Below are 25,412 nucleotides of genomic sequence, written 5' to 3'. Positions count from 1 at the left end.
GTTTGACGCGGTGAAATGACGGAAATTATTTACGCGCGTGTTCCATCGCGTCCTGCGCATACCGGGCGGCCTCGTCCAGAGCGCGCGGGATGTCCTTCTGCGTGCCTGTGAAGACTTCTTCCAGCGCCACGCCCAGGTTGTCGCCGATGTCCGGCCACTGCGGGCTGGGCCAGATGGTCAGCCTGGAGACCGGGGTGGTGTCCTTCAAGCCCGCCAGGATCTGCGGCTTGACGTTCTTCTGGAAGTAATCGCTCTGGATGGTGCTGCTGCGGTTGTAGTCGCTGAAGACCTTCTCGCGCAGGCGCGCCTGTTCCTGCTCCTTGCCGGTGGCAAAGGCGATGAACTTGCCGGCCGCCTGGCGCGTGCACTCATCCTTGGCGCCGACGGACGAGATCGCCAGCCCGTGGCCGTAGGCCGCCGAGGGCAGCGGTGCGGGCGGGCGCGCATAGCCCACCTTGTCGGCCACGCTGGACTTGCTGCTGTCTTCCATCCAGTCGGCAAAGGGCGTGGATTCGATCATGAAGGCCACCTTGCCGGAGCGGAAGGCTTCCAGCGCATTGCTCCAGTCATAGGTGGCCGCGCCCGGGGGCGCATACCTGAACAGCTCGGCATACAGTTGCGTGGCCTTGACGGCAGCGGGCGAATTGAAGGCCGGCTGGTTGTTCTTGTCGGTCCACTGGCCGCCCTGGGCCAGCATGAAGGGCGCCCAGCGCCACACGTTCATGCCCGAGCCGCGCTGGCCGCGCGCCACCCAGCCATAGACGTTCGGCGGCGAATGCAGTTTCTTGATGTCGGCCACCAGTTCGTCCAGCGTGCGCGGCACCGGCAGGCCGGCCTTCTCCAACAGGTCGCGGCGATAGAAGAGGAAGTCCGAACCACCGATCAGCGGCGCGAAATACGCCACGTCCTTGTAGCTGGCCACCGCCCTGCGGCCGGGCAGGAAGTCTTCATAGTCGGCTTCCTTGGGGAAATACTTCAGCAGCGGCACGATCCACCCGGCCGAGGCGAACTCGGCCACGTTGGCTTCATCGACGTAATACACCTGGTAGGAACCGGCCTTGGTGGAGGCATCCAGACGCGACTTGGCGCGCCGGTCGTTCTCGCCGAAGTAGCTGATCTCGATACGGGTGCCGGTGCGCTTCTGGTAATCGGCCAGCGATTTTTCCATCACGGTCAGGCCCAGGCTCTTCTGCGCCAGTACCTTCAGCACGGGGACATTGCAGGACTGCGCCGATGCCACCAAGGGCAGGGCAGCGCCAAGGACGGCGCACGCGGCGCCCAAGCAGATCTTGTTCACGGTTTGTCTCCTGGTATTTTTTTTCGTTCAGGTCGGGCGCGGATGCTGGGGGGACAGCGCGGCGCGCATTCGCCGTTCTAGCGGCAGGAGCAAGATTACGAGGGCAGGGCGCGCTGCTCCACGCCAAAAGCGTGCGGCGGGCTGATACTTTTTGATCGTTTGTTGTGCGGGCTGCGCGGTTTTGTATTGCTCCGGGCATTTGGAAACAGGACGGACCGTTCGTCCTGAGTAGCGGCGTAGCCGCGTATCGAAGGCGCACCGGCCGATGACAGCGCGCCCCTTCGGCTGGTCAGGACAGGCTTCGATACGGCCCCGAGGGGCCTACTCAGTGGGAACGGATCGTTGGTGTTTTCACCGAAAGATTCAGCTCTGCAATGCAGGCAGGCAGACCGTCGCCACCAGCCCGCTGCCTTGCGCCGGCGCGTCGAGCCGTATCGATCCCTGCGAAGCCTGCACGATCTCGCGCACGATGGCCAGGCCCAGGCCGGAGCCTGGTTGGTCCGGCGCGGCATTGCGATAGAAGCGTTCGAACACGCGCTCGCGTACCTCGGCGGGGATGCCGGGACCATTGTCGGTGACGGTGATGATGAACTGGCTGCGCTTCTTTTCCAGTCCCACGGTGACCTTGCCGCCTTCAGGCGTATAGCGCAGGGCATTGTCGATCAGGTTCATCAGCAAGCCCATCAGTTGCGCCTCGTTGCCGTTGACCATGGCGCTCTCCAGCGTGGTCTCCAGCCCCAGGTCGATGCCTTTCTTCAGGGCCAGTCCGGCCAGTTCCTCCAGCACCATCGCGGCCACCGCCACCAGGTCCACCGGCGCGCGCGGGAAGGCGCTGCTGTTGGAGGCCTCGGCCTGCGAGAGCAGCAAGAGCTTGTTGGTCAGGTCGGTCATGCTGCGGCTGCCCTCCTGCAGCGCTGCGAGCACTTGCGCTACGCGTGCCGGGTCGTCCAGCTGGCGCGCGAACTGGATCTGCGAATCGATCACCGCCAGCGGCGTGCGCAACTGGTGCGCTGCATCGGCGACGAAGCGCTTCTGCACCGTCACCTGCGCATTGAGGCGGAAGATGTACTGGTTGATGGCTTCCACGATGGGCCGCAATTCCTGCTGCAAGCCGCCTGCGCGCAACGGCGTGAGCGAATCCGGCTCGCGCGTGGCCAGCTCGTCCTTGAGTGCCAGCAGCGGCCGCAATTCCATCGTCAGGCCCAGCACCACCAGACTGATGGCCAGCAACAGCAACACGATCTGGCGCCGCAGCGAGGCATGCCACTGGTCGTCGATCATTTCCTGTCGTCCCTGCATGGTCTGGCCCACCGAAACCGCCACCATGCGCAGCGTGCCTTCGTCGAAGAGTGCGCGGATGTAGCTGACCACGCGCAGAGGCTTGCCGTTGAAAGTGGTCGTGGTATAGACCGGATAGAGCGCCGCAAAGTCAGGCTCGGCGGGGAAGTCCGGGCGGCCGGCCAGGAGCGTGTCGTCATCCATCAGCACCTGGTAATACACCGCATCCTGGGCGGGAGAGGCGAACAGCTCCAGCGCCGCCGGGGGGATCGAGACCACCGGCGCACCATCATTCCAGCCGACCTGGCCGGCCATCATGCGGGCCGAGGCCAGCAGCGCCCGGTCCTGCACCACGGTGGCGCTGGAGACGGCATTGTCATACGCATCGCTGGTGGACAGGCCCACGTAGACCGCCATCGGGATCAGCAGCCACCACAACAGCCGCAGGCGCAGGCTGTCAATCATCTTTCTGCTTCAGCAGGTAGCCCAGGCCGCGCAGGGTCATGATGGCGGCGCTGGAGTGCTCCAGTTTCTTGCGCAGGCGCGAGATGTAGATTTCGATGGCATCGGCACTCGGTTCTTCGGACAGGCTGAAGACGCCTTTCATGAGCGCCGTCTTGGAGACGGTCTTGCCTTGCTTCAACATCAGCACTTCCAGCACATCGTGCTCCCGCGCCGGTAGCGCCAGGGTCACGCCGGCCACGGCGAACTGGCGCGTGTTGCTGTCATAGACCAGATCGCCGCAATGGATCTCGGCAGCCTTGTCGGGTGTCTGGCGGCGCACCAGCACCTTGATGCGCGCCACCAGTTCGCGGATCTCGAAGGGTTTGACCAGATAGTCGTCGGCGCCCGCGCCCAGGCACTCGACCTTTTCATCGATGGAGCCGCTGGCGGTCAGGATCATCACCGGCACGCCGTTGTGGCGCTCGCGCAGGCGGCGCAGCACGTTCTTGCCGTGCAGCTTGGGCAGCATCAGGTCCAGCAATACGACGTCGTAGTTCTCGTCGCGCAGGACCTGATCGGCGATCTCGCCATCGGCGGCGATATCGACCGTGAACTTGTGTTCCTTGAGAATCTGCTCCAGCCAGTGGGCGAGCTGGGGATTGTCTTCGATCAGGAGCAATTTCATGCGATGGTCTCGTGTTTCTTGAGGTGCTTTTATGCTGCGTTGCAAAGCAAAAAGCCGGAATTTGGAAAGCTGGATGAAGGTTTCGGCTTCTTAGAATAGGCCCGCAAGTCTACAAGAAGTGAGGATGGCTTCAGACCATCTCGCCCAAAAAATTCAGGAGACAATCATAATGCGTGCCGGTTTTGCCGTCTTGCCCGCCCCCCAACCGCCGTGGCCCGACGCGGTAAAGTGAATTTTGCCGGTGATATGAATGCACCGTAGAATCCACGGGCTTTCGCATCGATTTCCAGGAGCTGACGTGAACAAAAATCTCCGCCGAGGCCTGCTTTCGCTGGCCGTTGCCGGCACCATGCTGGCCGTGCTGCCGATCCAGGCAAGGGCCGCCGCCAAGGTCACCATCATGGTGGGCGGCATCAACAAGATGGTCTACCTGCCGGCCAGGCTGGCCGAACAACTGGGCTACTTCAAGGACGAGGGGCTGGACGTGGAGCTGCAGTCGCAGCCGGCCGGGGTCGATGCCGAGAACGAACTGCTGGCCGGCGCCGTGCAGGCCGTGGTCGGATTCTATGACCACGCCATCGACCTGCAGACCAAGGGCAAGGAAATCACCGCCATCACCATCCTCGCCCAGGTGCCGGGCGAGGTGGAACTGGTCTCGACCAGAGCCGCGCCACACTTCCAGAGCATGGCCGATGCCAAAGGCAAGACCCTGGGCGTGACCGGGCTGGGTTCCTCCACCAACTTCCTGACGCAATACCTGGCCGCGCGCCAGGGCATCAGTTCCAAACAGTTCTCGGTACTGCCGGTGGGGGCGGACAACACCTTCATCGCCGCCATGAAACAGGGGCGCATCGATGCCGGCATGACCACCGAACCCACTGCGTCGCTCCTGCTCAAGAGCGGCGACGCCCAGGTGCTGGTCGACATGCGTACCGTGGAGGGCACCATCAAGGCGCTGGGCGGGCTTTATCCGGCCTCCAGCGTGTATGTACAGCGCAGCTGGCTCAACAGCCACAAGGACGAGGCCCAGAAACTGGCGCGCGCCTTCGTCAGGACGCTCAGGTTCATCCATACGCATACGGCCGAACAGATCGCCGACAAGATGCCCAAGGACTACTACGGCAACAACAAGCCGCTGTATATACAGGCGCTGGCCAATTCGCTGCCCATGTATTCGCAGGACGGCAAGATGCCCAAGGGCGGACCGGAGACCGTGCTGGCCGTGCTGTCGGCTTTCAATCCCAACGTCAAGGGCAAGCATGTGGACTTGTCCAAGACGTATACGGATGAGTTCGTCAACAACGTGAAGTGAGGCAGGGGCCGGCCGGTGACCGGTCTTCTCCCGGATTTTCGGAAATGATATAAATGATTTACACCATGATGCGCGCCGGCGCGTCAGGGATGCACTCAACCTTCCGCTACGAAAGATCTCCACGATGAATGCGATCAACCAGCAGGCCTTCACGCCCACCGGCCAGGTCGCGCAGGCCACCCCGGCCATCGAACTGCGCAACGTGAGCTGCCGCTTCATCACTGCCGATGGCCGGGCGACGGTGGCCCTGCGCGACTTTTCCATGAGCGTGGCGCGCGGTGAATTCGTCGCCGTGGTCGGCCCCACCGGCTGCGGCAAGTCGACCACGCTCTCGCTCATCACCGGCCTGCTCAAGCCGACGCTGGGGGAGGTGCGGGTGATGGGGCAGCCGGTCGCCGGCATCGATCCGCGCATCGGTTTCGTGTTCCAGAACGATGCGGTCTTTCCCTGGCGCAGCGTGCGCGACAACGTGGCGGCCGGCCCGATGTTCCGTGGGCAGTCCAGGGAGCAGGCGCATGCGCTGGCCGACGAATGGATCCGCCGCGTGGGCCTGGACAAGTTCGGCGACCATTATCCGCACCAGCTCTCGGGCGGCATGCGCAAGCGCGTGGCGCTGGCCCAGACCTTCATCAACAGCCCCGAGATACTGCTGATGGATGAACCCTTCTCGGCGCTGGACATGCAGACCCGCACCCTGATGCAGGATGAACTGCTGCGCCTGTGGTCGGCCCATTCGGGCTCGGTGGTGTTCGTGACCCATGATCTGGAAGAAGCCATCGCCCTGGCTGACAAAGTGTATGTGCTGACCGCGCGGCCGGCTACGCTCAAGAGCGTCTATCTCATCGACCTGCCGCGTCCGCGCGTGATGGAGGAGGTGCGCTATGAGCAGCGCTTCATCGATATCTCGCGGCGCATCTGGGCGGATTTGCGCGAGGAAGTGCATATCGCGTAAGCCGTCGCATCAGTCGGAGCGCTCCTTCGATACGCCGCTGCGCGGCGACTCAGGCCGAACGGTTCACTTGGTGCATCAATAATGCCCCGTTCGCTCTGAGTCGCCGCACAGCGGCGTATCGAAGAGCGCGCACAGCACGGAAGCAATTTTCTGAAAAACAGGTGAGCAACATGACACAAGCACAAGCCAGCCACCGCGCCGCGACGATGGACATCGCCGGCGTCGAAGCCGAGGCCCGGCGCAAGCTCCGCGCGCGAAAACAACTGGTCATCGGCCTGCGCATCGCCATCCTGGTGATCGTGCTGGGCGGATGGGAAGGCGGCGCGCGTCTGGGCTGGATCGATCCCTTCTTCTTCTCGCAACCGTCGGCCATCGTGGCGCAGATCGTCGAGTGGATGGTCGAGGGAACCTCTCAAGGCCCGCTCTGGACGCAGGTTCTGGTGACGCTCGAAGAAACCGTGCTGGGTTTCCTGATCGGCTCGGTGGCCGGGGTCATCGCCGGCATCATCCTCGGGCGCAACCAGCTGCTCTCGGACGTCTTCAGCCTCTACATCCAGATCGCCAATTCGATTCCGCGCGTGGTGCTGGGCTCCATCTTCGTTATCGCCTTCGGCCTGGGCATGGCTTCCAAGGTGGCGCTGGCGGTGGTGATGGTGTTCTTCGTGGTGTTTGCCAATGCCTTCCAGGGCGTGCGCGAGGCCGACCGCACCATGATCGCCAATGCCCGGATCCTCGGTGCCTCGCCGCGCCAGGTGACCATGGCCGTGGTGATTCCGTCGGCGCTGTCGTGGATCCTGGCCAGCCTGCATGTGAGCTTCGGCTTTGCGCTGGTGGGCGCGGTGGTGGGTGAATTCCTCGGCTCCAAGCAAGGCATCGGCCTGCTGATCTCCACCGCCCAGGGTGCTTTCAATGCCAGCGGTGTGTTTGCCGCGATGATCGTGCTGGCCGTGGTGGCGCTGGCGGCGGACTGGCTGCTGCATGCGCTGGAACGGCGGTTGCTGAAGTGGCGTCCGCAGGCCTTCTGATGAGAAACGCCTGAAGGCGTAGAATGACGCGGCAATGCACGGGGACACGGCAACGTGTCCCCGCCGTGTTTTGATCCGCGCATTTCCACTTTCTTTCCGTCATGTCCGCCAACCAGCCGCCCCGTCTGAGCGACACCCCTGCCTCTTCCTCCGTCAATGATCCCGTGACCCAGCGCGCGCTGCTGTGGATCGTCGCCTCCGGCTTCTTCATGCAGACGCTGGACACCACCATCGTCAACACCGCCTTGCCCGCCATGGCGCACAGCCTGGGCGAGCCGGTGCTGAACATGCATCCGGTGGTGGTGGCCTACACGCTGACCATGGCTTCGCTCACGCCCGCCTCGGGCTGGCTGGCCGACCGCTTCGGCACACGCCGCGTCTACTTCGCGGCGATCCTGCTGTTCGCGCTGGGCTCGCTGCTGTGCGCCATGGCGCCGACCCTGCCGCTGCTGCTGGCCGCGCGCGTGGTGCAAGGGCTGGGCGGTTCCATGCTGTTGCCGGTCGGACGTCTGGCCGTGCTGCGGGCGGTGCCGGGTGCGCAGTACATCGCCGCGCTGGCCTCGATCTCGATTGCCGGGCAGCTCGGTCCGGTGGTCGGTCCTGTACTGGGCGGGTGGCTGGTAGAAAGCCTGTCCTGGCACTGGATCTTCCTGATCAACCTTCCTGTAGGTGTACTGGGGATGGGGGCCGTACTGTACTTCCTGCCCGATGACAGCCTTACCGGTACACCTCGCTTCGATCTGTTCGGCTGCGCCTTGCTGTCCGCCTGCATGGTGGCCTTCTCGCTGGCGCTGGACGTGCCTTTCGATCACAACCGTACTGGTTGGAGTCTCGGACTGTTCGTTCTGGCGGCAGTCACTGTACTGGTCTACTGGCGCCATGCGTCTGTTCATCCCCGTCCACTGTTCCGGCTCGGTTTGTTCGGGGAACCCAATTTCAGCATCGGACTGGCAGGCAACCTGGTATGCCGTATCGGTTCGGCTGCAGTGCCGTTCCTGTTGCCGCTGCTGTTGCAGGTGCGGCTGGGCTATTCACCGCTGCACGCGGGCATGCTGCTGCTGCCGGCGGCCATTGCCGGCACCATCGCCAAACCGTGGATTGCGCCGCTGGTCAAGCGTTATGGCTATGACCGCTTCCTGCTGATCAATACCGCCATCGTCGGCCTGTCCATCGTATCGTTTGCGCTGATCACGCCGGGCTGGCCGCTGGCCGCGTCCATCGTACAACTGGCGGTGTTCGGGGCGTCCAATTCCATGCAGTTCGCGGCCATGAACAGCGTGACCTTGAAGGGCTTGCGCAGGGAAGATGCTGGCAGCGGCAACAGTCTCTTCTCGATGGTGCAGATGCTGGCCATCGGCCTGGGTGTGACCATCGGCGGGACTCTGGTCAATGTCTTCAAGAGCGAGGCGGGGGCGGCCACCAATGCCAGCTTCCAGATCACCTTCGTCATCGTGGGCGTGATCACCCTGGTCTCGGCCTGGGTGTTTCGCAAGATGGATCCGCGTTACTTCAAATAAACGATATAAATAATTTGAGCGTGGGAGGTTGAGCCTGGGAAGGGCGCTCAGGTCTCGCTCCACTGCCGCAGCAGGTTGTGATAGCAGCCCACCAGGGTGCGTCGCGCGAGTGCATCGGCGTCGGTCTGGTTCAGGCGCTGGATGGCGTTGTCCATGTCGAACAGCATCTGGCGCTGGCCATCGTCGCGCACCAGGCTCTGCACCCAGAAGAAGCAGCCCACGCGCACGCCGCGCGTGACGGGCGTCACCGTATGCAGGCTGGTGGCCGGATAGAGCACCATGTCGCCGGCGGCCAGCTTGACGCTGTGCATGCCGTAGCTGTCATCGATCTGCAATTCACCGCCGTCGTAGTCGGCCGGGTCGGCCAAAAACAGCGTGGCCGAGACATCGGTACGCAGCTTGCGTCCATTGTGCGGATGGATGCGCACGCTGCCATCGACGTGGGCGCCAAAGGTCATGCCCTCACCATAGCGGTTGAACATGGGCGGGTAGATGAGGTTGGGCAGCGCCGCGCTGATGAAGCGCGGATGCCGCTCCAGCGCGGAAACGATGATGCGCTGGCATTGCAGGGCGACCTCGGAATGCTCGTCGATCTGCTGGTTGAACTTGACCGGCGCGCCCTGGTAGCCCGCCGTGACGCGCCCATCCACCCAGGCATCCCCCGCCTGGTCCAGCAGCTGGCGTACATGCTGCAGGGTTTGCGGGTCCAGCAGCTGAGGGATGGTGATGAGCATGGGCGCGTCTTCTTTCTTACATGCGATAGGTCAGCGACAGCATGGCGGTACGGCCCGAACCCGGGACCGAACGGCCGCCGTCGGATTGGATCAGCGCATCGTAATACATCTTGTCGGTCAGGTTGTAGAGGTTCAGGCGGATGTCGTAGGCCTTGGTGGTGTAGGCCAGCATCGCGTCGTAACGGGTGTAACCGCCGACTTGTACCGTGTTGGGCGCGTCGGCATAGCGCTGCGACATGTAGGTCGCGCCGCCGCCGATCTGCCAGTGCGGGGCCAGGTCGTAGGTGGTCCAGGTGGTCAGGGTGTGCTTGGGCGTGTTGACCGGGATCTTGCCTACCGAGTTATCGCCCGCCGCGCCGTTGAGCACCTTGGCATCCAGATAGGTGTAGTTGGCGGCGACCTGCCAGTCGTGCGTAATGTGGCCGGTGGCACCGGTGCGGGCACCATTGACGCGTACCGTGCCGTCCAGCACGTAGACACCGGTGGCAACCTGGCTGCGGGCGTTTTCCTTGGTGATCTGGAAGGCGGCGGCAGTCAGGGCCAGGCCATTGGCCAAATCCCATTTGCCTCCCACTTCATAGGAGCGATTTTTTTCGGGGTCCAGATTCTGCTGACCCTGGGTACCGGTCAACTGTTCCAGCGAGGGGTTGAACGAGGTGCCATACGAGACGTAGTAAGCCTGGGCCGAGGTCGGCTGCCAGATTGCGCCTGAGCGCACGCTCAGGAAATTGACGGTCTGCTCGGCGTAACCCGGATTTCTGGTGCTGGAGATCGAGTTGCTGACGCTGGCCACGTAGCGGTCATAGCGCAGACCGCCGACCAGCTTGAATTGCGGGGCCAGTTCTATGGTATCGCCCACGTAGGCGGCCAGGGTGTTGGCGCTGCCGCCGGCATGGTTTCCTGCGGTGGAGGTGACGTTGCTGCCGGCAGAGCTGTAGCTGGGATTGACCGCCGAGACGCAATCCACGTAGCCGGTAGTGGCGCCGCTGGCATTGAGCGAGCGACCATTGCAGCTGCCGTTGCGATAGTAGTTCTGGTTGTCGTAGCCGTCATGCCCCACTTCTACGCCGGCCACCGTATCGTGCTTGACGCTGCCGGTAGCGAACTTGGCCGCCAGCTCGGTCTGGTTGAAGATGGAATAGTCGGTAATTAAACGATCATGGCTCTGGCCGCGCACATACAGGCTGGACAGGGGCAGATTGCTACTGGTCAGGCTGGTGAAGCTGCCGGAGGACACCGTGCCGAGGCTCTGGGGCGCCGTTTCCACAGCATCGGTACGCACGTAGTTGAACTGGGTCTGGTTGCGCAGGGTGACGTCGGGCGCGATTTTATGTTTGATGCCCGCGTTGAACGAAGCCACATCCTGAATGGTGCGGTCGCTGTCCAGGCCATAGGCGGTGTTGCGGTCGACGTTGACGGGGTGGCCGTTCAAGGGCGGCAGGCCATAGTCGGGCTGGTCATTGTTATGCTGCAGCAGGGCCGACAGGGTGATTTCGGTGGAAGTGCCGATGCCCCAGACGTAGGAGCCGGCCAGGCCGAAGTCTTGCACGTCGGTCTGGTTGCGCGTGCTGGCCGCGCCCTTCTGGGCCATGGCTTCGATACGCATGGCCGAGGTATCGGTCAGCGGACGGTTGACGTCCACCGTGCTGCGCACCAGACCATTGGTGGTCACCGAGGCGCCGACCTCGGTGGCGGCGGTCAGGTTGGCTTTCTTGCTGACCTGGTTGATGATGCCGCCGGTCGAGCCACGGCCAAAGAGCATCGAGGAGGGGCCCATCAGGACTTCCACTTCTTCGATGGCGAAGGTGTCGCGGTAGTACTGACCACGGTCGCGGAAGCCGTCGAGGTAGATGTCGGTGCGTGCCGAGAAGCCGTTGAGGTTGATGTTGTTGCCGATCTGGCCGCCTTCGGCACCACCCAGCGTGATGCCCGAGACGTTGCGCAGCGCATCGGCCAGCGACGTCACGCCCTGTGACTGCATCTGCGCCTTGTTGACCACGGTCACCGATTGCGGCACGTCGTGCAGGTCGGCCGGCAGCTTGGTGATGGCCGTGCCGGTGCTGGCGAAATCATCGCGGCGACCCTCGACGGTCACGGGCGCCAGCTGGCTGTCGGCCGCCGGCTTGCTGGTCGAAGGAGTGGAAGTGACCTGCTGTGCATGCAGGCTCAGGGGCGCGGCAAAGGTGGCGACCAAAGCGGCGGCAATCGGCGTAAGACGGTTCATGTTGTTCTTGTCGCTAGTGGAGTAGAAGACGATGAGCCGGTCCTGCTCCTGCAGGACCGGCCCGAATGGCTGGCTACTCCGTTCTTCGACGAGGAAGACCGTTTGGCTGGCTAAGACCAGTGTTGTTCTGTTTCACGCTAATGATTTGGATTCTCATTCGCATGGCTGCCAAGCCTAAGGGCGAAGTCTGACAAAATGCTGTCAACAAGCTGACATGGAACTGAGTGTAACCAAAATGCAACGCTCTGCGAGCGCCCGGCCCGGCCTGGGGGATCGCCCGATTTGCAGCATCGCCTGGGCTGCAATACGATGCTGCGGTCACGCAGTAGTTTTGCGCTGTTTATTCTTCCGAAGTCCCCTATGAATGTTCTGCTGGTCGAAGACGACCCGGTACTCACCGATGGCCTGTCGCGCGTGCTCAATTCGCACGGTTTTACGGTGCATACCGTCAACAATGGCAACGACGTGCTGTCGCAGCGCTTCAACGCGGCCGTGCTGGTGCTCGATATCGGCCTGCCCGGCATCGATGGTTTCGAAGTCCTGCGTCGCATGCGCGCGGCCGGCAACAATACGCCGGTGCTGCTGCTGACCGCACGCGACACCATCCCTGACCGCGTGCACGGCCTCGAACTGGGTGCCGATGACTATCTGGTCAAGCCCTTCGCCACGCCCGAGCTGGTGGCGCGCATCAAGGCGCTGATCCGCCGTAGCGCGCCGCAGCCGGCGCAACTGAGCGTGGGCGGCCTGTCGCTGGACAATGCCACCAAGCGCGCCGACATCGACGGCCGCAAGATCGAACTGTCGCTGCGCGAATGGACGGTGCTGGAATATCTCATGCAACACACATCGCGCGTGGTCTCCAAGCAGCAGATCATCGATGCCGTCCTGCCCTGGGGCGAGGACTTCACCATCAATGCGGTGGAGGTCTACGTCTCGCGCATCCGTCTGAAGATCGCCGATTCGGGAGTGGTGATCCGCACCATTCGCGGCTTCGGCTACATGCTCGAAAAGAGCGAGGGCTGAGCCGGACCGGCGCGCCATGACGGTCATCGACCAGAAGCCGGCCGCCAGCGCCGCCAGCCGCGCAGAGACAGCGCCTGCTGCGGTATCGCCCACCCACGCCAGCATCCGGCGCGACCTGCTCAAGTGGCTGATCGCGCCGCTGCTGCTGCTGAACCTGGTGGGCGCCGGCCTGACCTACTGGCTGGCCTGGCTGCCGGCCCAGCATGCCTTCGACCAGAACCTGATGGATTCCACCTGGGGCCTGTATGCCCAGGTGCGCCATCGCCAGGAGCGCACCACTGCCGAGCTGACCCAGCAGGCCGAGCAGATCCTGCGCAGCAATCACTCCGACACCACCTTCTTTGCCGTGCGCAACACCCAGGGCGAGATCCTGGTGGGCGACAGCGGTTTCCCGCAATTGCCGGAAAGCGAGATCTTCGACCGTCCCTTCAACTATGACGGCGAGATGCGCGGCGAGCCTGTCCGTATTTCGGCCATGCAGGTGCGGGTCAAGAATGGCGTGATCTCGGTGGCCGTGGCCGAGACCCTGCGCAAGCGGGATCGCGCCCACTACACCATCCTGCTGTCCTTCCTGCTGCTGGATGGCGCGCTGACCTTCGGTTCGCTGTCGGTGGTGCTGATCGCCGTGCGCCGTGGCCTGCGTCCATTGAAGAGCCTGCAGCGCAACCTGGAGCAGCGCGGCCACGGCAAGCTGGGTGCCATCGACGGCATCGGCGCACCGGTGGAACTGCAACCGCTGATCGTGGCCATGAACGAGCTGATGGGCCGCATCAGCAAGGGCGAACAGGCGCAGCAGAATTTCATGGCCGACGTGGCTCATCAGTTGCGCACGCCCCTGACGGGCCTGAAGCTGCAACTGGAACTGCTGCACGACAAGCATCAGGACCAGCCCGATACCGCCCGCTCGCTGGCAATGATGAATTCCTCGGTGGAGCGCATGATCCGTCAGAGCCGGCAACTGCTGGCGCTGGCGCGTTCCGAGCCGGGTCTGTTCGAAAGCCGCAAGCTGGAAGACCTGTCGCTGAACAAGCTGGTGGAAGAATCGGTACAGCACTTCATCGAAGAGGCCGACAAGAAGCAGATCGACCTCGGCTTCGACCTGCAGCCGGCGCGCCTGCGCGGTGACCGCTTCCTGCTCGCCGACCTGATCGACAACCTCATCGACAATGCCGTGCGCTATTCCCCCCAGCACGGCACGGTGACGGTGCGCTGCCTGGAACAGCAGGGCGCAACCGTCCTCTCGGTGGAAGACTCCGGTCCCGGCATTGCCCCCGAGCACCGCGAGCTGATCTTCGACCGCTACTACCGCGCCAACGACAAGATCGCCGGCAGTGGCCTGGGCCTGGCCATCGTGCGCGAGATCGCGCATGACCATGGCGGCGTCATCACGGTGGACTGCAAGGAGCAGGGGCAGGGCACCATCTTCACGGTGCGTTTCCCGCTGCCTGCCTGAGCCTTTCTCCGTGATGGTCGCGCTTGTCGCACGGCATCTTTGCCTCGCCGAACCTCATGCCTGCCGCTGTGTCCAACGGACTTCATCGTCGACGACACAGGAGGCAGCATGACCGACAAGGTATTGCAAAGCGGTACCCACATCGCCCGCTATGACGCGGTGGAAAAACCCGACGAAGGCTACGAAGCGCAAGTCTTCGTGCGCCTCTCGCGCGAGCCGGAGATCGCTGAAACCTACATTCCCGTCGGCATCTTCCCGACCGAGGAAGAAGCCCTGGCCAGCGCCCGCGAACGTGCCGAGCGGGCGTTGAAGGAGCATGAGTTCTAGGCAGCGGACGCGGCTGGCGCGGGCGGGCCGGGCATGCTAATGTCCAGCCCATCCATGGCGCCTTTACCGCAGCCTGCACATCAACAAGAACAATGTCCGTCGCCCGCCACATCGTCCAGGTCCATCCGCGCTTGCTCATCGGCATCGGCGTCGGGATCGCCGCCTCCCTCCTCATTCCTGCCAGCACCTGGATCGGCCGCAGCCTCATCGGCTGGAATGCCGGGGTCTGGTTCTATCTGCTGAGCCTGTGGCTGATGATGCTGCGGGCCGATGCCAGGGCGGTCAAGCGACTGGCCGAGACCGAGGATGAAAGCGCCCACGTGGTGCTGGTGATGATCTGCGTGGCCGCCATTGCCAGTCTGCTGGCCATCCTGGTCGAACTGGGCGGCAGCAGTCATCACACGGAAGGTGGGCGACTGTTGCGCTACGCCTTCACGGCCTCCACCGTTTTTGGTTCCTGGGCCTTGATCGGCACCATCTTCACGCTGCATTACGCGCGCCTGTTCTATGCCGATGACGACAACCCGGATGCGCCGCCGCTGCGCTTTCCGGACGGCATCCGCAATCCGGGCTACTGGGATTTTCTGTATTTCGCCTTCACCATCAGCGTGGCCGTGCAGACCTCGGACGTGGCCGTGGCCACGCGCGCAATGCGCAAGGCGGTGCTGGCGCACTCGCTGATCTGCTTCGTCTTCAACGCTGCCATCATCGGCTTGTCCATCAATATCGCCGCCGGCCTTGCCGGCAATTGACGCGGCCTGTCGGCGCCCGGATGACAGCGTTACGGAACCGACGCGGCGGCGCTTTGTCCTAGCCGGGTTCAGGGCCGTGCGCATGCGTTTGCACCGCATGCGCAGGCGCCCTGCGCAAACCGGAAGCCGGCCGTATAATCCCCGGCTTTCCCGTCAGCAATACCAAGGGGAGGGGGCAAGACCACAGACAGCCCCTCGCAGCTCGACCAATGATTCCAACAACGGAGCGCACCGTGCGGGTTTATTCCAGCCAAGCTGAAGAACGTATTGCCATGTTGAAGCGCCAGGGCAAGGGCGCCTTTTCCGGACTACCGCTGCCCCTGGGGCCGCTGACCGGTTTTGCCGTTGCCATCCTGGCCGTGTTGCTGATCGCCCTGTTCACCTACGAGGCCTCGGTCAGCCGGGGCGAAGCCGCCAATGCGGTATCGCACTCCATGAAGGTGCGCGAGCAACTGCAGGTGCTGGTGTCGACCTTGAAGGATGCCGAGACCAGTCAGCGCGGCTTCCTGCTGACCGGCACCGAGTCCTATCTCAGTCCCTACAATCAGGCGCGCGCCGCGTTGCCGGGCGAAATCGCCCAGCTGCGCGAACTGCTCTCCGACAACCCCGACCAGTTGCAGCGCCTGTCGCAAGTGGAGCGCGTGGCTGCTGACAAGCTCGAAGAGCTGGCCGATACCATCACCCGCCGCCGCAATGGCGACACCGCCGGCGCACTGGCGGTGGTGCAGTCCGATCGCGGCAAGATGTACATGGACCGGGTGCGCGTGCTCACGCGCGACATGGAAGAGCAGGAACGTGAGCTTCTGGCCGGCCGCCAGTCGGACTGGCGCGATGCCGTGGTGTTTTCCACCGCCGTAGCCTGGGGCGGATCGGCCTTGCTGCTGGTGCTCATCCTGGCGGCCGCCGTCACCACATCGCGCGACTATCGCGCCCGCGAAAAGCAGGCCTGGATCCGCGCCGGCCAGATGGGCCTGGCCGAACGCCTGCAGGGCGAACAGCGTCTGGGCGCGCTGGGCGAGAACACGCTGGCTTTCCTCACGGCCTATCTGAATGCGCAGGTCGGTGCCATCTACCTGCGCACCGAACGCGGCGAGTTCCAGCGCTTCGCGGCCTATGCGCTGGAGGAGGACGACACTGCCCAGCCGCCTCATCTGCGCGAGGGTCAGGGCTTGCTGGGCCAGGCCGCCAAGCTCAACCGCCCGATGCATGTCAGGGAGGTGCCGGAGCAATACCTCACCGTGTCTTCCTCGGTGGGCCGTCATGCCCCGTGCGAACTGCTGATCGTACCGGCGGCGGCCGACGGCCAGGTGCAGGCGGTGTTCGAACTGGGCTTCCTGCGCCGCGTGCGCCCCGAGGAAGAAGAGCTGCTGGCGCGCCTGTCGGACCAGATCGCCATCGCCGTGCGTTCCTCCAAGGATCGCACCCGCCTGGAAGAACTGCTGGAAGAAACCCAGCGCCAGTCCGAGGAATTGCAGGCCCAGCAGGAAGAACTGCGGGTCAACAATGAAGAGCTGGAAGAGCAGGGCCAGGCCCTGAAAGCCTCGCAACTGCGCCTGGAAACCCAGCAGGCCGAACTGGAAGAAACCAATGCCCAGCTGGAAGAACAGACCCAGCTGCTGGAACTGCAGAAGGAAGACCTCGCCAAGACCCAGGTGGTGCTGCTGGAAAAGGCCACCGAGCTGGAACGCGCCAACCAGTACAAGAGCGAGTTCCTGGCCAACATGAGCCACGAGCTGCGCACACCGCTGAACTCCACCCTGATCCTGGCCAAGCTGTTGGCCGACAACAAGCAGGGCAATCTCTCCGAGGAACAGGTGCGTTTTGCGCAAACTATTTCCTCGGCGGGCAACGACCTGCTGGCCTTGATCAACGACATCCTCGATCTGTCGAAGATGGAGGCCGGCAAGCTCGACATCATTGCCGAATCCTTCGTGGTCGCCAAGATGGCCGAGGAACTCAAGGCCAGTTTCGCCATGACGGCGCAGCAGAAGGGACTGGCCTTCAAGGTCGAGGTCGATGCGGGCGTGCCGCAGCGCATGGAAACCGACATGCATCGCCTGGGCCAGATATTGAAGAACCTGCTCTCCAACGCCATCAAATTCACCGAGAAGGGCGAGGTCAGCCTGCGCATCTATCCGGATGCGGGCGGACGCATCGCCTTTGCCGTGCGCGATACGGGCATCGGCATTGGCGCCGACCAGCACCAGTTCATCTTCGAAGCCTTCCGCCAGGCCGATGGCAGCACCCACCGCAAGTACGGTGGCACCGGTCTGGGCCTGTCGATCTCGCGCGACCTGGCGCATTTGCTGGGCGGTGACATCCAGGTGCAGAGCCGGGTCGGCGAGGGCAGCATCTTCACGCTCTCGCTGCCGCAGGTCTACAGCGGCGAGTCGGCCGTGGTCCGCGCCGAGTCGTCGGCCACCACCAGCGCTGCCGCCACCTTGCAGGCAGCCCAGGTGGCCACTGCACCGGACGTGCGCATTCCTGCTCTGCAGGTAGTGCCGGCAGCGCCGGTGAAACTGCAGGACATCGCCATCGACGATGACCGCCACCGCATCGAATCGTCCTCGCGCCTGATCCTGGTGATCGAGGATGATGCGGCGTTCGCCATGATCCTGCGTGACCTGTCCCATGAGATGGGCTTCCAGTGCGTGGTCACGCATTCGGCCAACGAGGGCGTGGCGGCGGCCGAGATGTATCGGCCCAGCGCCATCCTGATGGACATGAACCTGCCTGACTTCTCGGGCCTGGGCGTGCTGGACCAGATCAAGCGCAATCCCAAGACACGCCATATCCCGGTGCACGTGGTCTCGGTGGCGGATTATTCGCATGAGGCGCTGGAACGCGGTGCCATCGGCTATGCCTTGAAACCGGTGCAGCGCGAGGAACTGGTGGGCGCCATCCGCAAGCTGGAAGCCAAGTTCCTGCAGGGACTGCGGCACGTGCTGGTGGTCGAGGATGATGCCCGCCAGCTCGACAGCATCCGCCAGCTGCTGGCCGGCGAGAACATCAACCTGGTCGGCGTGCGCACCGCCACCGATGCGCTGGCGCGCCTGCGCGAGACCACCTTCGACTGCATGGTGATGGACCTGAACCTGCCCGATCTCTCCGGCTATCAGCTGCTGGAGAAGATGGCCGAGCAGGAGCACGTGGCCTTCCCACCGGTGATCGTCTATACCGGGCGTTCGCTCTCGGCCGAGGAAGAGCAGCACCTGCGCCGCTTCTCGCGCTCCATCATCATCAAGGATGCGCGCTCGCCGGAGCGCCTGCTCGATGAAGTGACGCTGTTCCTGCACCAGGTGGAAACCACGCTGCCGCCCGAGAGCCAGCGCATGCTCAAGGTGGCGCGTGACCGCGAGACGGTGTTCGAAGGGCGCCGCATCCTGGTGGTGGAAGACGACGTGCGCAACATCTTTGCGCTATCCTCGGTGCTGGAACCCAAGGGCATGAAGGTCGACATCGCCCGCAATGGCCGCGAAGCCCTGCAAGCTCTGCAGCGCAGCCAGGAGCAAGCCGGCGCGCCGATCGACCTGGTGCTGATGGATATCATGATGCCCGAGATGGATGGACTGACCGCCATGCGCGAGATCCGCAAGCAGGCCATCTGGCGGCGCCTGCCCATCATCGCACTGACCGCCAAGGCCATGAAGGATGACCAGGAGAAGTGTCTGGCCGCAGGCGCCAACGATTACATTGCCAAGCCCCTGGATGTGGAAAAACTGCTGTCCCTGGTACGCGTATGGATGCCGAAATAAACCAGGCACTGGCCAACCGGCATTTCGATATCGAGATGCAGTTGCTGCTCGATGCCATCTACCTCAAGTACCACTGCGATTTTCGCGGCTATGCCGGTGCGTCGCTGAAGCGCCGCCTGGCCACGGCCATGATCCGTTTCCACTGCGAGACGCTGTCGCAATTGCAGGACAAGGTGCTGCATGATGCGGCGGTCTTTCCGGCACTCATGGATTACCTCACGGTGCAGGTCAGCGAGATGTTCCGCGATCCCGGTTACTTCCTCGCGCTGAGGGAAAAGGTGGTGCCGCTGCTGCGCACCTATCCCTCGCTGAAGATCTGGGTGGCCGGCTGCAGCAGCGGCGAGGAAGTCTATTCGCTGGCGATCCTGCTGCGCGAGGAAGGGCTGCTTGAACGCAGCATCATCTACGCTACCGACATCAACCAGGCCGCCCTGAAGAAGGCGGAAGCCGGTGTCTACGATCTGGACCGTATCGCCGGCTTTACCAGCAACCATCAGAAATCCGGCGCACGGACCTCGCTTTCGGATTACTATACGGCCGCCTATGGTGCCGTGATGTTCGATAAATCGCTGCGCAAGAACGTGGTCTTTTCCGACCACAGCCTGGCCACCGACAGTGTGTTTGCGGAGATGCACCTGGTGTCCTGCCGCAATGTGCTGATCTATTTCAACCGCCATCTGCAGGAACGTGCGCTCGGGCTGTTCCGCGAATCGCTGGTACGCAAGGGCTTCCTGGGGCTGGGTTCCAAGGAGTCGATGCGCTTTTCCTCGCATGGCGTGGCCTTCGATGAAGTGGCGCGGGAAGACCGCATCTTCCAGAAGAAGGGCGACCTGTGAGTCCCTTGCCCTTGCCAGCCCTGGGTGGACGGGCCATCGACGCGATCGTCATCGGCGCCTCGGCCGGCGGGGTGGAAGCCCTGTCGGAGATCCTTCCTGCGCTGCGGCGGGGTGCGCGAGTGGCCACGATGGTGGTGCTGCACATTCCGCGCGAGCGGCCCAGCCTGCTGGCCAGGATATTTGCCGACCGCTGCGGTCAGCCGGTGGTGGAAGCGCAGGACAAGGAGCCGGTTGAACCCGGCGTGATCTATTTCGCGCCGCCGGATTACCATCTGCTGGTGGATCGCAGCGAAGACGGGCCCTTGCTGGCCATGTCCAACGATGAACTGGTGAATTATTCGCGCCCGGCGATTGACGTGCTCTTCGAGTCGGCCGCCGATGTCTACCGTGAACGCCTGCTGGGCATCGTGCTGACCGGTGGCAATCATGATGGCGCGGCCGGATTGCAGGCCATTGCGCGCGCCGGTGGCGTCACCGTGGTACAAAGTCCGCAACAGGCACAGGTGCCTTACATGCCGGCACAGGCATTGGCACTGGGGAAGATCGATTATGTGCTCACACTCCCGCAGATCGCTGATCTGCTGCGCACCCTGGGCGTAACAGGGAATGACCAGGAAAAGGAACGCAGGTGACAGAAAAGCACAAAGAGAGAGACCTGCCGCGGGTGAAATTCCTGTTGGTCGACGATCTCGACGAAAATTTGTTGGCCCTCTCGGCCCTGCTGCGGCGGGATGATGTCGAACTGCTGCTGGCGCGGTCGGGCCTGGAAGCGCTCGAACTGCTGCTGCAGCATGAGGTGGCGCTGGCCTTCCTAGACGTGCAGATGCCGGACATGGATGGCTTCGAGCTGGCCGAGCTGATCCGCGGCAGCGAGCGCACCCGCAACGTGCCGCTGATTTTCGTGACGGCCGGTGTGCGCGACGAGCGCCGCTTGTTCAAGGGTTACGAGAGCGGCGCGGTGGATTTCCTCTACAAGCCCATCGAGCCGCACATCCTGCGCAACAAGGCCGAGGTGTTCTTCCAGTTGTATCGCCAGAAGCAGTTGCTGGCGCTGGAATTGCAGGAGCGCACCGAGACCCTGCGCATGAACGAGATGTTCGTGGCCATTCTCGGCCACGACTTGCGCAATCCCTTGAGTGCGGTGGTGATGGCCGCGACGCTCTTGCAGCGGACCTACAAGGAAGAGGTGGCGCAGAAGGCCTCGCAACAGATCCTCAATGGCGGCAAGCGCATGGCCAAGCTGATCGAGAACATGCTCGACCTGGCCCGCGCCCGTCTGGCCGGCGGTATCCCGCTGGCGCGCGCCAGCGCCTGCCTGGGCGAGATTACCGAACGGGTGGTGCAGGAATACCAGACCACCTATCCGGGCAGCATCATCGAGCGTCGTATCGAAGGGGATGACAACGGCTATTGGGACGGCGACCGCCTGGCACAGGTGGCCGCCAACCTGCTGGGCAATGCCTTGCAGCATGGTGTGGCGGGCAGCCCGGTCTGCATCGGCATCGATGGCCGTAGCGAGCAGGAAGTGGTGATGACCATCGCCAATCGCGGCGTGATTCCGGCGGCGCTGCTGCCGGTGATCTTCGATCCCTTCCGTGGTGGCGAACGCGAGATCGGCCGCAAGGAAGGGCTGGGCCTGGGACTGTTCATCGCCCAGCAGATCGTCAAGGCGCATGGCGGGAGCATCACTATGACTTCTGACGATCAGGTGCAGACGATGGTGACGGTGAGGTTGCCGCGCAGGTGAGCGCTGCGTATTGCGCCGCGTGGGCGCTATGCGTAAAAATGCCTGCTCCGTAGAGCAGGCATTTTCATTTCAGAACTCAGGCTGTCGCTCACTGCCACCCATACCGCTTGGCATACCACCCCTTCATCCCCTGAATCAGCACCGCATAGGCGACCAGGATCGCCACCAGCCACGGGAAGTAGGACAGCGGCAGCGCCTCCAGCTTGAAGTAATGCGCCAGCGGTGTCATCGGGATCGCAATGCCGATGGCCATGATGGCCAGCGTCATGCCCATCAGCGGCCATGAGGCGCGGCTCTGGAAGAAGGGGATGCGGCGCGTGCGGATCATGTGCACGATCAGCGTCTGCGACAGCAGCCCTTCGATGAACCAGCCGGACTGGAACAGGGTTTGATGTTCCGGCGAGCTGGCACCGAAGATGAACCACATCAGCGCAAAGGTCGTGATGTCGAAGATCGAGCTGATCGGACCGAAGAAGACCATGAAACGGCCGATGTCACCGGCATCCCAGCGCTGCGGTTTTTCCAGGAATTCCTTGTCCACGTTGTCGAACGGGATCGAGATCTGCGAGACGTCATACAGCAGGTTCTGCACCAGCAGATGCAAGGGCAGCATCGGCAGGAAAGGCAGGAAGGCGCTGGCGATCAGGACCGAGAAGACATTGCCGAAGTTGGAGCTGGCCGTCATCTTGATGTATTTGAGCATGTTGGCGAAGGTCTTGCGGCCTTCCAGCACGCCTTCTTCCAGTACCATCAGGCTCTTTTCCAGCAGGATCAGGTCGGCCGCTTCCTTGGCGATATCGACCGCCGTATCCACCGAGATGCCGATGTCGGCGGCACGCAGGGCCGGGGCGTCGTTGATGCCGTCGCCCATGAAACCGACCACGTGGCCACGGTCATGCAGCACGCGCACGATGCGCTCCTTGTGGGCCGGCGAGAGCTTGGCGAAGACGGTCACGGTTTGCACCGCCTGCGACAGTTCGGCATCGCTCATCTTTTCCACATAGGAACCCAGCAGCATGCCCTTGACCTCCAGTCCGACCTCGCGGCAGATCTTGGCGGTGACCAGTTCATTGTCGCCGGTCAGGATCTTGACCTTCACGCCGTGGGCGCGAAGGGCGGCCAGGGCCGGAGCGGTCGATTCCTTGGGCGGGTCGAGGAAGGTGATGTAGCCGATCAGCACCAGGTCCGATTCATCGGCCAGGCTGTAGACCTCCTTGGTCGGCGGCAAGTCCTTGGCAGCGACTCCCACCACACGCAGGCCCTCGGCGTTCAGGCGGCCGGTGGTGGCACGGATCTCTTCGAGCAGGGCCGGTGTCAGCGGCACCACTTCGCCATTGACGCGGGCACGCGAGCAGACCGAGACGATTTCCTCGACGGCGCCCTTGCAGATCAGCTCATGGTGATCCTCGCGCTCGGACACCACCACCGACATGCGGCGGCGCTGGAAGTCGAAAGGAATTTCATCGACCTTGCGATAGGCCGAAGCGATGGACATTTCACGTTGCAGCTCGGCATGCTCCAGCACGGCCACGTCCAGCAGGTTCTTCAGGCCGGTCTGGTAATAGCTGTTCAGATAGGCGTATTGCAGCACTTCATCGTCGGGCTCGCCGTGGATGTCGGTATGACGTTCCAGGAAAATCTTGTCCTGCGTGAGCGTGCCGGTCTTGTCGGTGCACAGCACGTCCATGGCACCGAAATTCTGGATCGCATCGAGCCGCTTGACGATCACCTTCTTGCGCGACAGCGCCACCGCGCCCTTGGCCAGGGTCGAGGTCACGATCATGGGCAGCATCTCGGGCGTGAGGCCCACGGCCACCGACAGGCCGAACAGGAAAGCCTCCACCCAGTCGCCCTTGGTGAAGCCGTTGATGAAGAACACCACCGGCGTCATCACCAGCATGAAGCGGATCAGCAGCCAGCTCACCTTGTTCACGCCCGCCTGGAAGGCCGTCGGGGTGCGGTCGGTGGCGGTGACGCGCTCGGCCAGCGCGCCGAAGTAGGTGCGCTTGCCGGTGGTCAGCACCACGCCCGTGGCCGAGCCGCTGACCACGTTGCTGCCCATGAAGCACAGGTTGTCCAGCTCCAGGGGGCTGCTGGTCTTGAGGTTGCCGGGGGAGACGAATTTTTCTACCGGCAGCGATTCACCGGTCATCGCAGCCTGGCTCACGAACAGATCCTTGGCAGCCAACAGACGCAGGTCGGCGGGAATCATGTCGCCGGCCGAGAGCAGCACGATGTCGCCCGGCACCAGCTTGCGGATCGGCACCTCGACCCGGCGCGCGCCCTTGGGATGCAGGGTCACGTCGAAGTAGCGCTGGGCTTCGGCGGCGATCTCTTCCACCTGGTCGTGGCGCATCACGGTCGCGGTATTGCTGACCATGGCCTTGAGCTTGTCGGCAGCGGTGTTGGAGCGCGCCTCCTGGACGAAGCGCAGCAGCGTGGAGACCACCACCATGGTGCCGATGACGGTGGCGGCCTTCATGTCGTCGGTGTAGAAGGACACGGCCGCCAGCAGGGTCAGCAGCAGGTTGAAGGGGTTCTTGTAGCAGTGCCACAGGTGGACGTACCACGTCAGCGGCTTCTCGTGCTCGACTTCGTTGGGGCCGCTGTGCTCGCGGATGGCATCGGCTTCCGATTCGGTCAGGCCATCCAGCCGTGTGTGCAGGCGCTGCAGCAGGGCCTGGGCCTCGCTGCGGGAGGCATCGCTCAATTGCTCGGCCAGGGGTTGCGGGACGTCGCGCGTCACCGGGGCGCTGCGGAACATGTCCATGCCCAGGCGGCGGAAGTGGCGATCCATACCGCGTGCGCGGATGAAGCTGACAAAGGTTTCTTTCAGCAGGTTCAGAGTCATGGCGTGCTTCTTTTCTTGTTGGGCCTCGTCCCGTGGACGAAGCGGTTTGCATCGCGTCGGCCTGCATCTGGGGCGGGCCGGCATGGGGTTGGGCGCCGTGGCCGGCCCCCGCATCAACGGGCGGCCAGCGGCGCGCCGGGTCTTCGCGTGTTCATGATGGATATGTCTGTCGCATTGCAGCCTCCGCCTGGTTGAGCGGAGCCCCTGTCATCGGCGCCTGATGGCGCAAGCGGACGTGCAGCCGCATGGCGGCTGGCCATGCGGAACGTGCTGCGTCAACGCGCGCGCCGGCATCGGATCATCCGGCGGCAGGCTCAAGCCGGCGTCGGATGGTCGTGATGCGGCATGCGTTCTGACGCCGTGTCTGCGGCGGTCGATCGTCGATCTGTCGTTGTGAGGGAATATCGTTGCCGGCGGCGCTGCTGATGCTGATATCGGCCAGAAAAAGGCCGTGCGCTGCCGACATGAAATGCCGTCATCTGCCTGGTGCAAGATGACGACAGGAGAAAGTCCTGCTGAAATCCTTGCCTAGGCTTAACCCGGAATTAACCGGCAACAACTGTCACCCGAACAAGTGCCCATGAGAGGGACTCCAGAAAATGAAAACGGGCGAATTCTACGCCCGCGCGGAAAACAGGGTCAAGGCAAATCCCGCCTGATGCGGAAAATTTGTGCATCTGCAACAGACTTGAGAGCAAGCTTTTTGCTTCACGATGTGATGGAAGAAGCCGCACTCCGGCGCTTTGTACGCTGCTGTGCAGCAACGATTCTCGCCCGGTGAGCCTTGTCTTCTATGGTGTACGGCATATACTCGAACCGAGGCAAGCCATCAACGAGAGACTGCGCAGTAGTCCGCGCAAGACCAATAAACTCGCCCAGGAGACGTATCATGCCCAACCTCATCATGAACAATCTGATGTTCTTCCTCCCCATGGCTTTGGCCGGACTGTTGCTCTGCGGGGAGGTACCGGTGGCTTCACGGGTGGTCCGTACCAGTTTGAGAGCAGTGGGCGCGGTCTTCGGCGCGCTGCTCGCCCTTTTAGTACTGGAAGCACTGCCAGTGCTAATTTAGCGGGCTTTCTGCGGCCCGCTTTGCCGCTCGTTGCGGCAGTGGCCGGGGCATCGGCGCAGGCATTTTTCTAGCGAAGTACGCCTATCATTCCGTCATGCCGATTGCCCCGCCTTGGTTTCCCTAGGTCG

20 protein-coding genes are annotated in these 25,412 nt (G+C 63.3%); 13 read left to right on the top strand and 7 right to left on the bottom strand.

Annotated elements, in window-relative coordinates; all coding sequences use genetic code 11:
* Window positions 1–25 precede the first annotated feature (25 nt).
* The 3 genes from AACH55_RS17840 to AACH55_RS17830 form a co-directional block, all read right to left on the bottom strand.
* On the bottom strand, window positions 26–1,297 hold the full coding sequence (locus AACH55_RS17840) for a sugar ABC transporter substrate-binding protein (RefSeq protein ID WP_338716005.1): 1,272 nt from the start codon (window positions 1,295–1,297) through the stop codon (window positions 26–28).
* 363 nt (window positions 1,298–1,660) lie between these two features.
* Window positions 1,661–3,040 carry a sensor histidine kinase N-terminal domain-containing protein gene (locus tag AACH55_RS17835; protein WP_338716004.1) on the bottom strand — a complete coding sequence of 460 codons (1,380 nt, stop codon included), beginning with the start codon at window positions 3,038–3,040 and terminating at the stop codon, window positions 1,661–1,663.
* The gene (locus tag AACH55_RS17830; RefSeq protein ID WP_338716003.1) at window positions 3,033–3,704 is read right to left on the bottom strand and encodes a response regulator; all 672 of its coding nucleotides are present in this window, start codon (window positions 3,702–3,704) and stop codon (window positions 3,033–3,035) included. The genes AACH55_RS17835 and AACH55_RS17830 overlap by 8 nt, the downstream gene beginning before the upstream one ends.
* Before the next feature lie 298 nt (window positions 3,705–4,002).
* On the opposite strand from AACH55_RS17830, the gene AACH55_RS17825 reads away from it, so the two are divergent.
* From AACH55_RS17825 to mdtD, 4 genes are all read left to right on the top strand, one after another.
* Window positions 4,003–5,016 (top strand): ABC transporter substrate-binding protein, encoded by a 1,014-nt coding sequence (locus AACH55_RS17825; RefSeq protein ID WP_338716002.1) that lies wholly within the window; start codon window positions 4,003–4,005, stop codon window positions 5,014–5,016.
* Between the two features lie 124 nt (window positions 5,017–5,140).
* Complete coding sequence (locus AACH55_RS17820) at window positions 5,141–5,968, top strand: ABC transporter ATP-binding protein (protein ID WP_338716001.1); 828 nt, start codon at window positions 5,141–5,143, stop codon at window positions 5,966–5,968.
* 170 nt (window positions 5,969–6,138) lie between these two features.
* Entirely contained in the window at window positions 6,139–6,993 is an 855-nt protein-coding gene (locus AACH55_RS17815; RefSeq protein ID WP_338716000.1) for an ABC transporter permease, read from the top strand.
* Between the two features lie 101 nt (window positions 6,994–7,094).
* Window positions 7,095–8,510 carry a multidrug transporter subunit MdtD gene (gene mdtD / locus AACH55_RS17810; protein WP_338715999.1) on the top strand — a complete coding sequence of 472 codons (1,416 nt, stop codon included), beginning with the start codon at window positions 7,095–7,097 and terminating at the stop codon, window positions 8,508–8,510.
* Between the two features lie 47 nt (window positions 8,511–8,557).
* Here mdtD and AACH55_RS17805 read toward each other — a convergent pair whose 3' ends face one another.
* Window positions 8,558–9,244 carry a Fe2+-dependent dioxygenase gene (locus AACH55_RS17805; RefSeq protein WP_338715998.1) on the bottom strand — a complete coding sequence of 229 codons (687 nt, stop codon included), beginning with the start codon at window positions 9,242–9,244 and terminating at the stop codon, window positions 8,558–8,560.
* Between the two features lie 16 nt (window positions 9,245–9,260).
* Complete coding sequence (locus tag AACH55_RS17800; protein WP_338715997.1) at window positions 9,261–11,468, bottom strand: TonB-dependent siderophore receptor; 2,208 nt, start codon at window positions 11,466–11,468, stop codon at window positions 9,261–9,263.
* 360 nt (window positions 11,469–11,828) lie between these two features.
* Between AACH55_RS17800 and AACH55_RS17795 the strand changes: the two genes are divergently transcribed.
* The 8 genes from AACH55_RS17795 to AACH55_RS17760 all read left to right on the top strand — a co-directional run bounded on the left by AACH55_RS17795 (window position 11,829) and on the right by AACH55_RS17760 (window position 21,361).
* On the top strand, window positions 11,829–12,491 hold the full coding sequence (locus AACH55_RS17795) for a response regulator transcription factor (RefSeq protein WP_338715996.1): 663 nt from the start codon (window positions 11,829–11,831) through the stop codon (window positions 12,489–12,491).
* A gap of 16 nt (window positions 12,492–12,507) precedes the next feature.
* Window positions 12,508–13,944, top strand: coding sequence for a sensor histidine kinase (locus AACH55_RS17790; protein WP_338715995.1), 1,437 nt, complete (start codon window positions 12,508–12,510; stop codon window positions 13,942–13,944).
* Window positions 13,945–14,052: 108 nt separating this feature from the next.
* Entirely contained in the window at window positions 14,053–14,271 is a 219-nt protein-coding gene (locus AACH55_RS17785; protein ID WP_338715994.1) for a hypothetical protein, read from the top strand.
* A gap of 92 nt (window positions 14,272–14,363) precedes the next feature.
* Window positions 14,364–15,023, top strand: a complete 660-nt coding sequence (locus tag AACH55_RS17780) for a DUF1345 domain-containing protein (protein ID WP_338715993.1) — start codon at window positions 14,364–14,366, stop codon at window positions 15,021–15,023.
* A gap of 272 nt (window positions 15,024–15,295) precedes the next feature.
* Window positions 15,296–18,778: a response regulator gene (locus tag AACH55_RS17775; RefSeq protein WP_338720338.1), complete on the top strand. Its 3,483-nt coding sequence runs from the start codon at window positions 15,296–15,298 to the stop codon at window positions 18,776–18,778.
* On the top strand, window positions 18,763–19,614 hold the full coding sequence (locus AACH55_RS17770; RefSeq protein ID WP_338715991.1) for a CheR family methyltransferase: 852 nt from the start codon (window positions 18,763–18,765) through the stop codon (window positions 19,612–19,614). The genes AACH55_RS17775 and AACH55_RS17770 overlap by 16 nt, the downstream gene beginning before the upstream one ends.
* Window positions 19,611–20,246, top strand: a complete 636-nt coding sequence (locus AACH55_RS17765) for a chemotaxis protein CheB (protein WP_338715990.1) — start codon at window positions 19,611–19,613, stop codon at window positions 20,244–20,246. The genes AACH55_RS17770 and AACH55_RS17765 overlap by 4 nt, the downstream gene beginning before the upstream one ends.
* Window positions 20,243–21,361 (top strand): HAMP domain-containing sensor histidine kinase, encoded by a 1,119-nt coding sequence (locus tag AACH55_RS17760; RefSeq protein ID WP_338715989.1) that lies wholly within the window; start codon window positions 20,243–20,245, stop codon window positions 21,359–21,361. The genes AACH55_RS17765 and AACH55_RS17760 overlap by 4 nt, the downstream gene beginning before the upstream one ends.
* An 88-nt stretch (window positions 21,362–21,449) precedes the next feature.
* Here AACH55_RS17760 and mgtA read toward each other — a convergent pair whose 3' ends face one another.
* Together mgtA and AACH55_RS17750 are read right to left on the bottom strand one after the other, a co-directional pair.
* Window positions 21,450–24,212 (bottom strand): magnesium-translocating P-type ATPase, encoded by a 2,763-nt coding sequence (gene mgtA, locus AACH55_RS17755; RefSeq protein WP_338715988.1) that lies wholly within the window; start codon window positions 24,210–24,212, stop codon window positions 21,450–21,452.
* 298 nt (window positions 24,213–24,510) lie between these two features.
* On the bottom strand, window positions 24,511–24,678 hold the full coding sequence (locus AACH55_RS17750; RefSeq protein ID WP_338715987.1) for a hypothetical protein: 168 nt from the start codon (window positions 24,676–24,678) through the stop codon (window positions 24,511–24,513).
* A gap of 423 nt (window positions 24,679–25,101) precedes the next feature.
* Here AACH55_RS17750 and AACH55_RS17745 point away from each other — a divergent pair, with 423 nt between their 5' ends.
* Window positions 25,102–25,284 carry a hypothetical protein gene (locus AACH55_RS17745; protein ID WP_338715986.1) on the top strand — a complete coding sequence of 61 codons (183 nt, stop codon included), beginning with the start codon at window positions 25,102–25,104 and terminating at the stop codon, window positions 25,282–25,284.
* Window positions 25,285–25,412 lie beyond the last annotated feature (128 nt).

Source organism: Herbaspirillum sp. DW155 (assembly GCF_037076565.1).
Taxonomy (GTDB): Bacteria; Pseudomonadota; Gammaproteobacteria; order Burkholderiales; family Burkholderiaceae_D; genus Herbaspirillum.
The sequence above is the reverse complement of the archived record's forward strand: the minus strand, read 5'-3'. Positions and strand labels throughout refer to the sequence as shown.

Bases quoted from the DNA above. Each gene is read 5' to 3' on its own strand.
- AACH55_RS17835 (WP_338716004.1), bottom strand. From the start codon at position 3,040: ATGATTGACAGCCTGCGCCTGCGGCTGTTGTGGTGGCTGCTGATCCCG.
- AACH55_RS17830 (WP_338716003.1), bottom strand. From the start codon at position 3,704: ATGAAATTGCTCCTGATCGAAGACAATCCCCAGCTCGCCCACTGGCTG.
- AACH55_RS17820 (WP_338716001.1), top strand. From the start codon at position 5,141: ATGAATGCGATCAACCAGCAGGCCTTCACGCCCACCGGCCAGGTCGCG.
- AACH55_RS17815 (WP_338716000.1), top strand. From the start codon at position 6,139: ATGACACAAGCACAAGCCAGCCACCGCGCCGCGACGATGGACATCGCC.
- mdtD (WP_338715999.1), top strand. From the start codon at position 7,095: ATGTCCGCCAACCAGCCGCCCCGTCTGAGCGACACCCCTGCCTCTTCC.
- AACH55_RS17805 (WP_338715998.1), bottom strand. From the start codon at position 9,244: ATGCTCATCACCATCCCTCAGCTGCTGGACCCGCAAACCCTGCAGCAT.
- AACH55_RS17800 (WP_338715997.1), bottom strand. From the start codon at position 11,468: ATGAACCGTCTTACGCCGATTGCCGCCGCTTTGGTCGCCACCTTTGCC.
- AACH55_RS17795 (WP_338715996.1), top strand. From the start codon at position 11,829: ATGAATGTTCTGCTGGTCGAAGACGACCCGGTACTCACCGATGGCCTG.
- AACH55_RS17790 (WP_338715995.1), top strand. From the start codon at position 12,508: ATGACGGTCATCGACCAGAAGCCGGCCGCCAGCGCCGCCAGCCGCGCA.
- AACH55_RS17785 (WP_338715994.1), top strand. From the start codon at position 14,053: ATGACCGACAAGGTATTGCAAAGCGGTACCCACATCGCCCGCTATGAC.
- AACH55_RS17780 (WP_338715993.1), top strand. From the start codon at position 14,364: ATGTCCGTCGCCCGCCACATCGTCCAGGTCCATCCGCGCTTGCTCATC.
- AACH55_RS17775 (WP_338720338.1), top strand. From the start codon at position 15,296: ATGTTGAAGCGCCAGGGCAAGGGCGCCTTTTCCGGACTACCGCTGCCC.
- AACH55_RS17770 (WP_338715991.1), top strand. From the start codon at position 18,763: ATGGATGCCGAAATAAACCAGGCACTGGCCAACCGGCATTTCGATATC.
- mgtA (WP_338715988.1), bottom strand. From the start codon at position 24,212: ATGACTCTGAACCTGCTGAAAGAAACCTTTGTCAGCTTCATCCGCGCA.
- AACH55_RS17750 (WP_338715987.1), bottom strand. From the start codon at position 24,678: ATGTCGGCAGCGCACGGCCTTTTTCTGGCCGATATCAGCATCAGCAGC.
- AACH55_RS17745 (WP_338715986.1), top strand. From the start codon at position 25,102: ATGCCCAACCTCATCATGAACAATCTGATGTTCTTCCTCCCCATGGCT.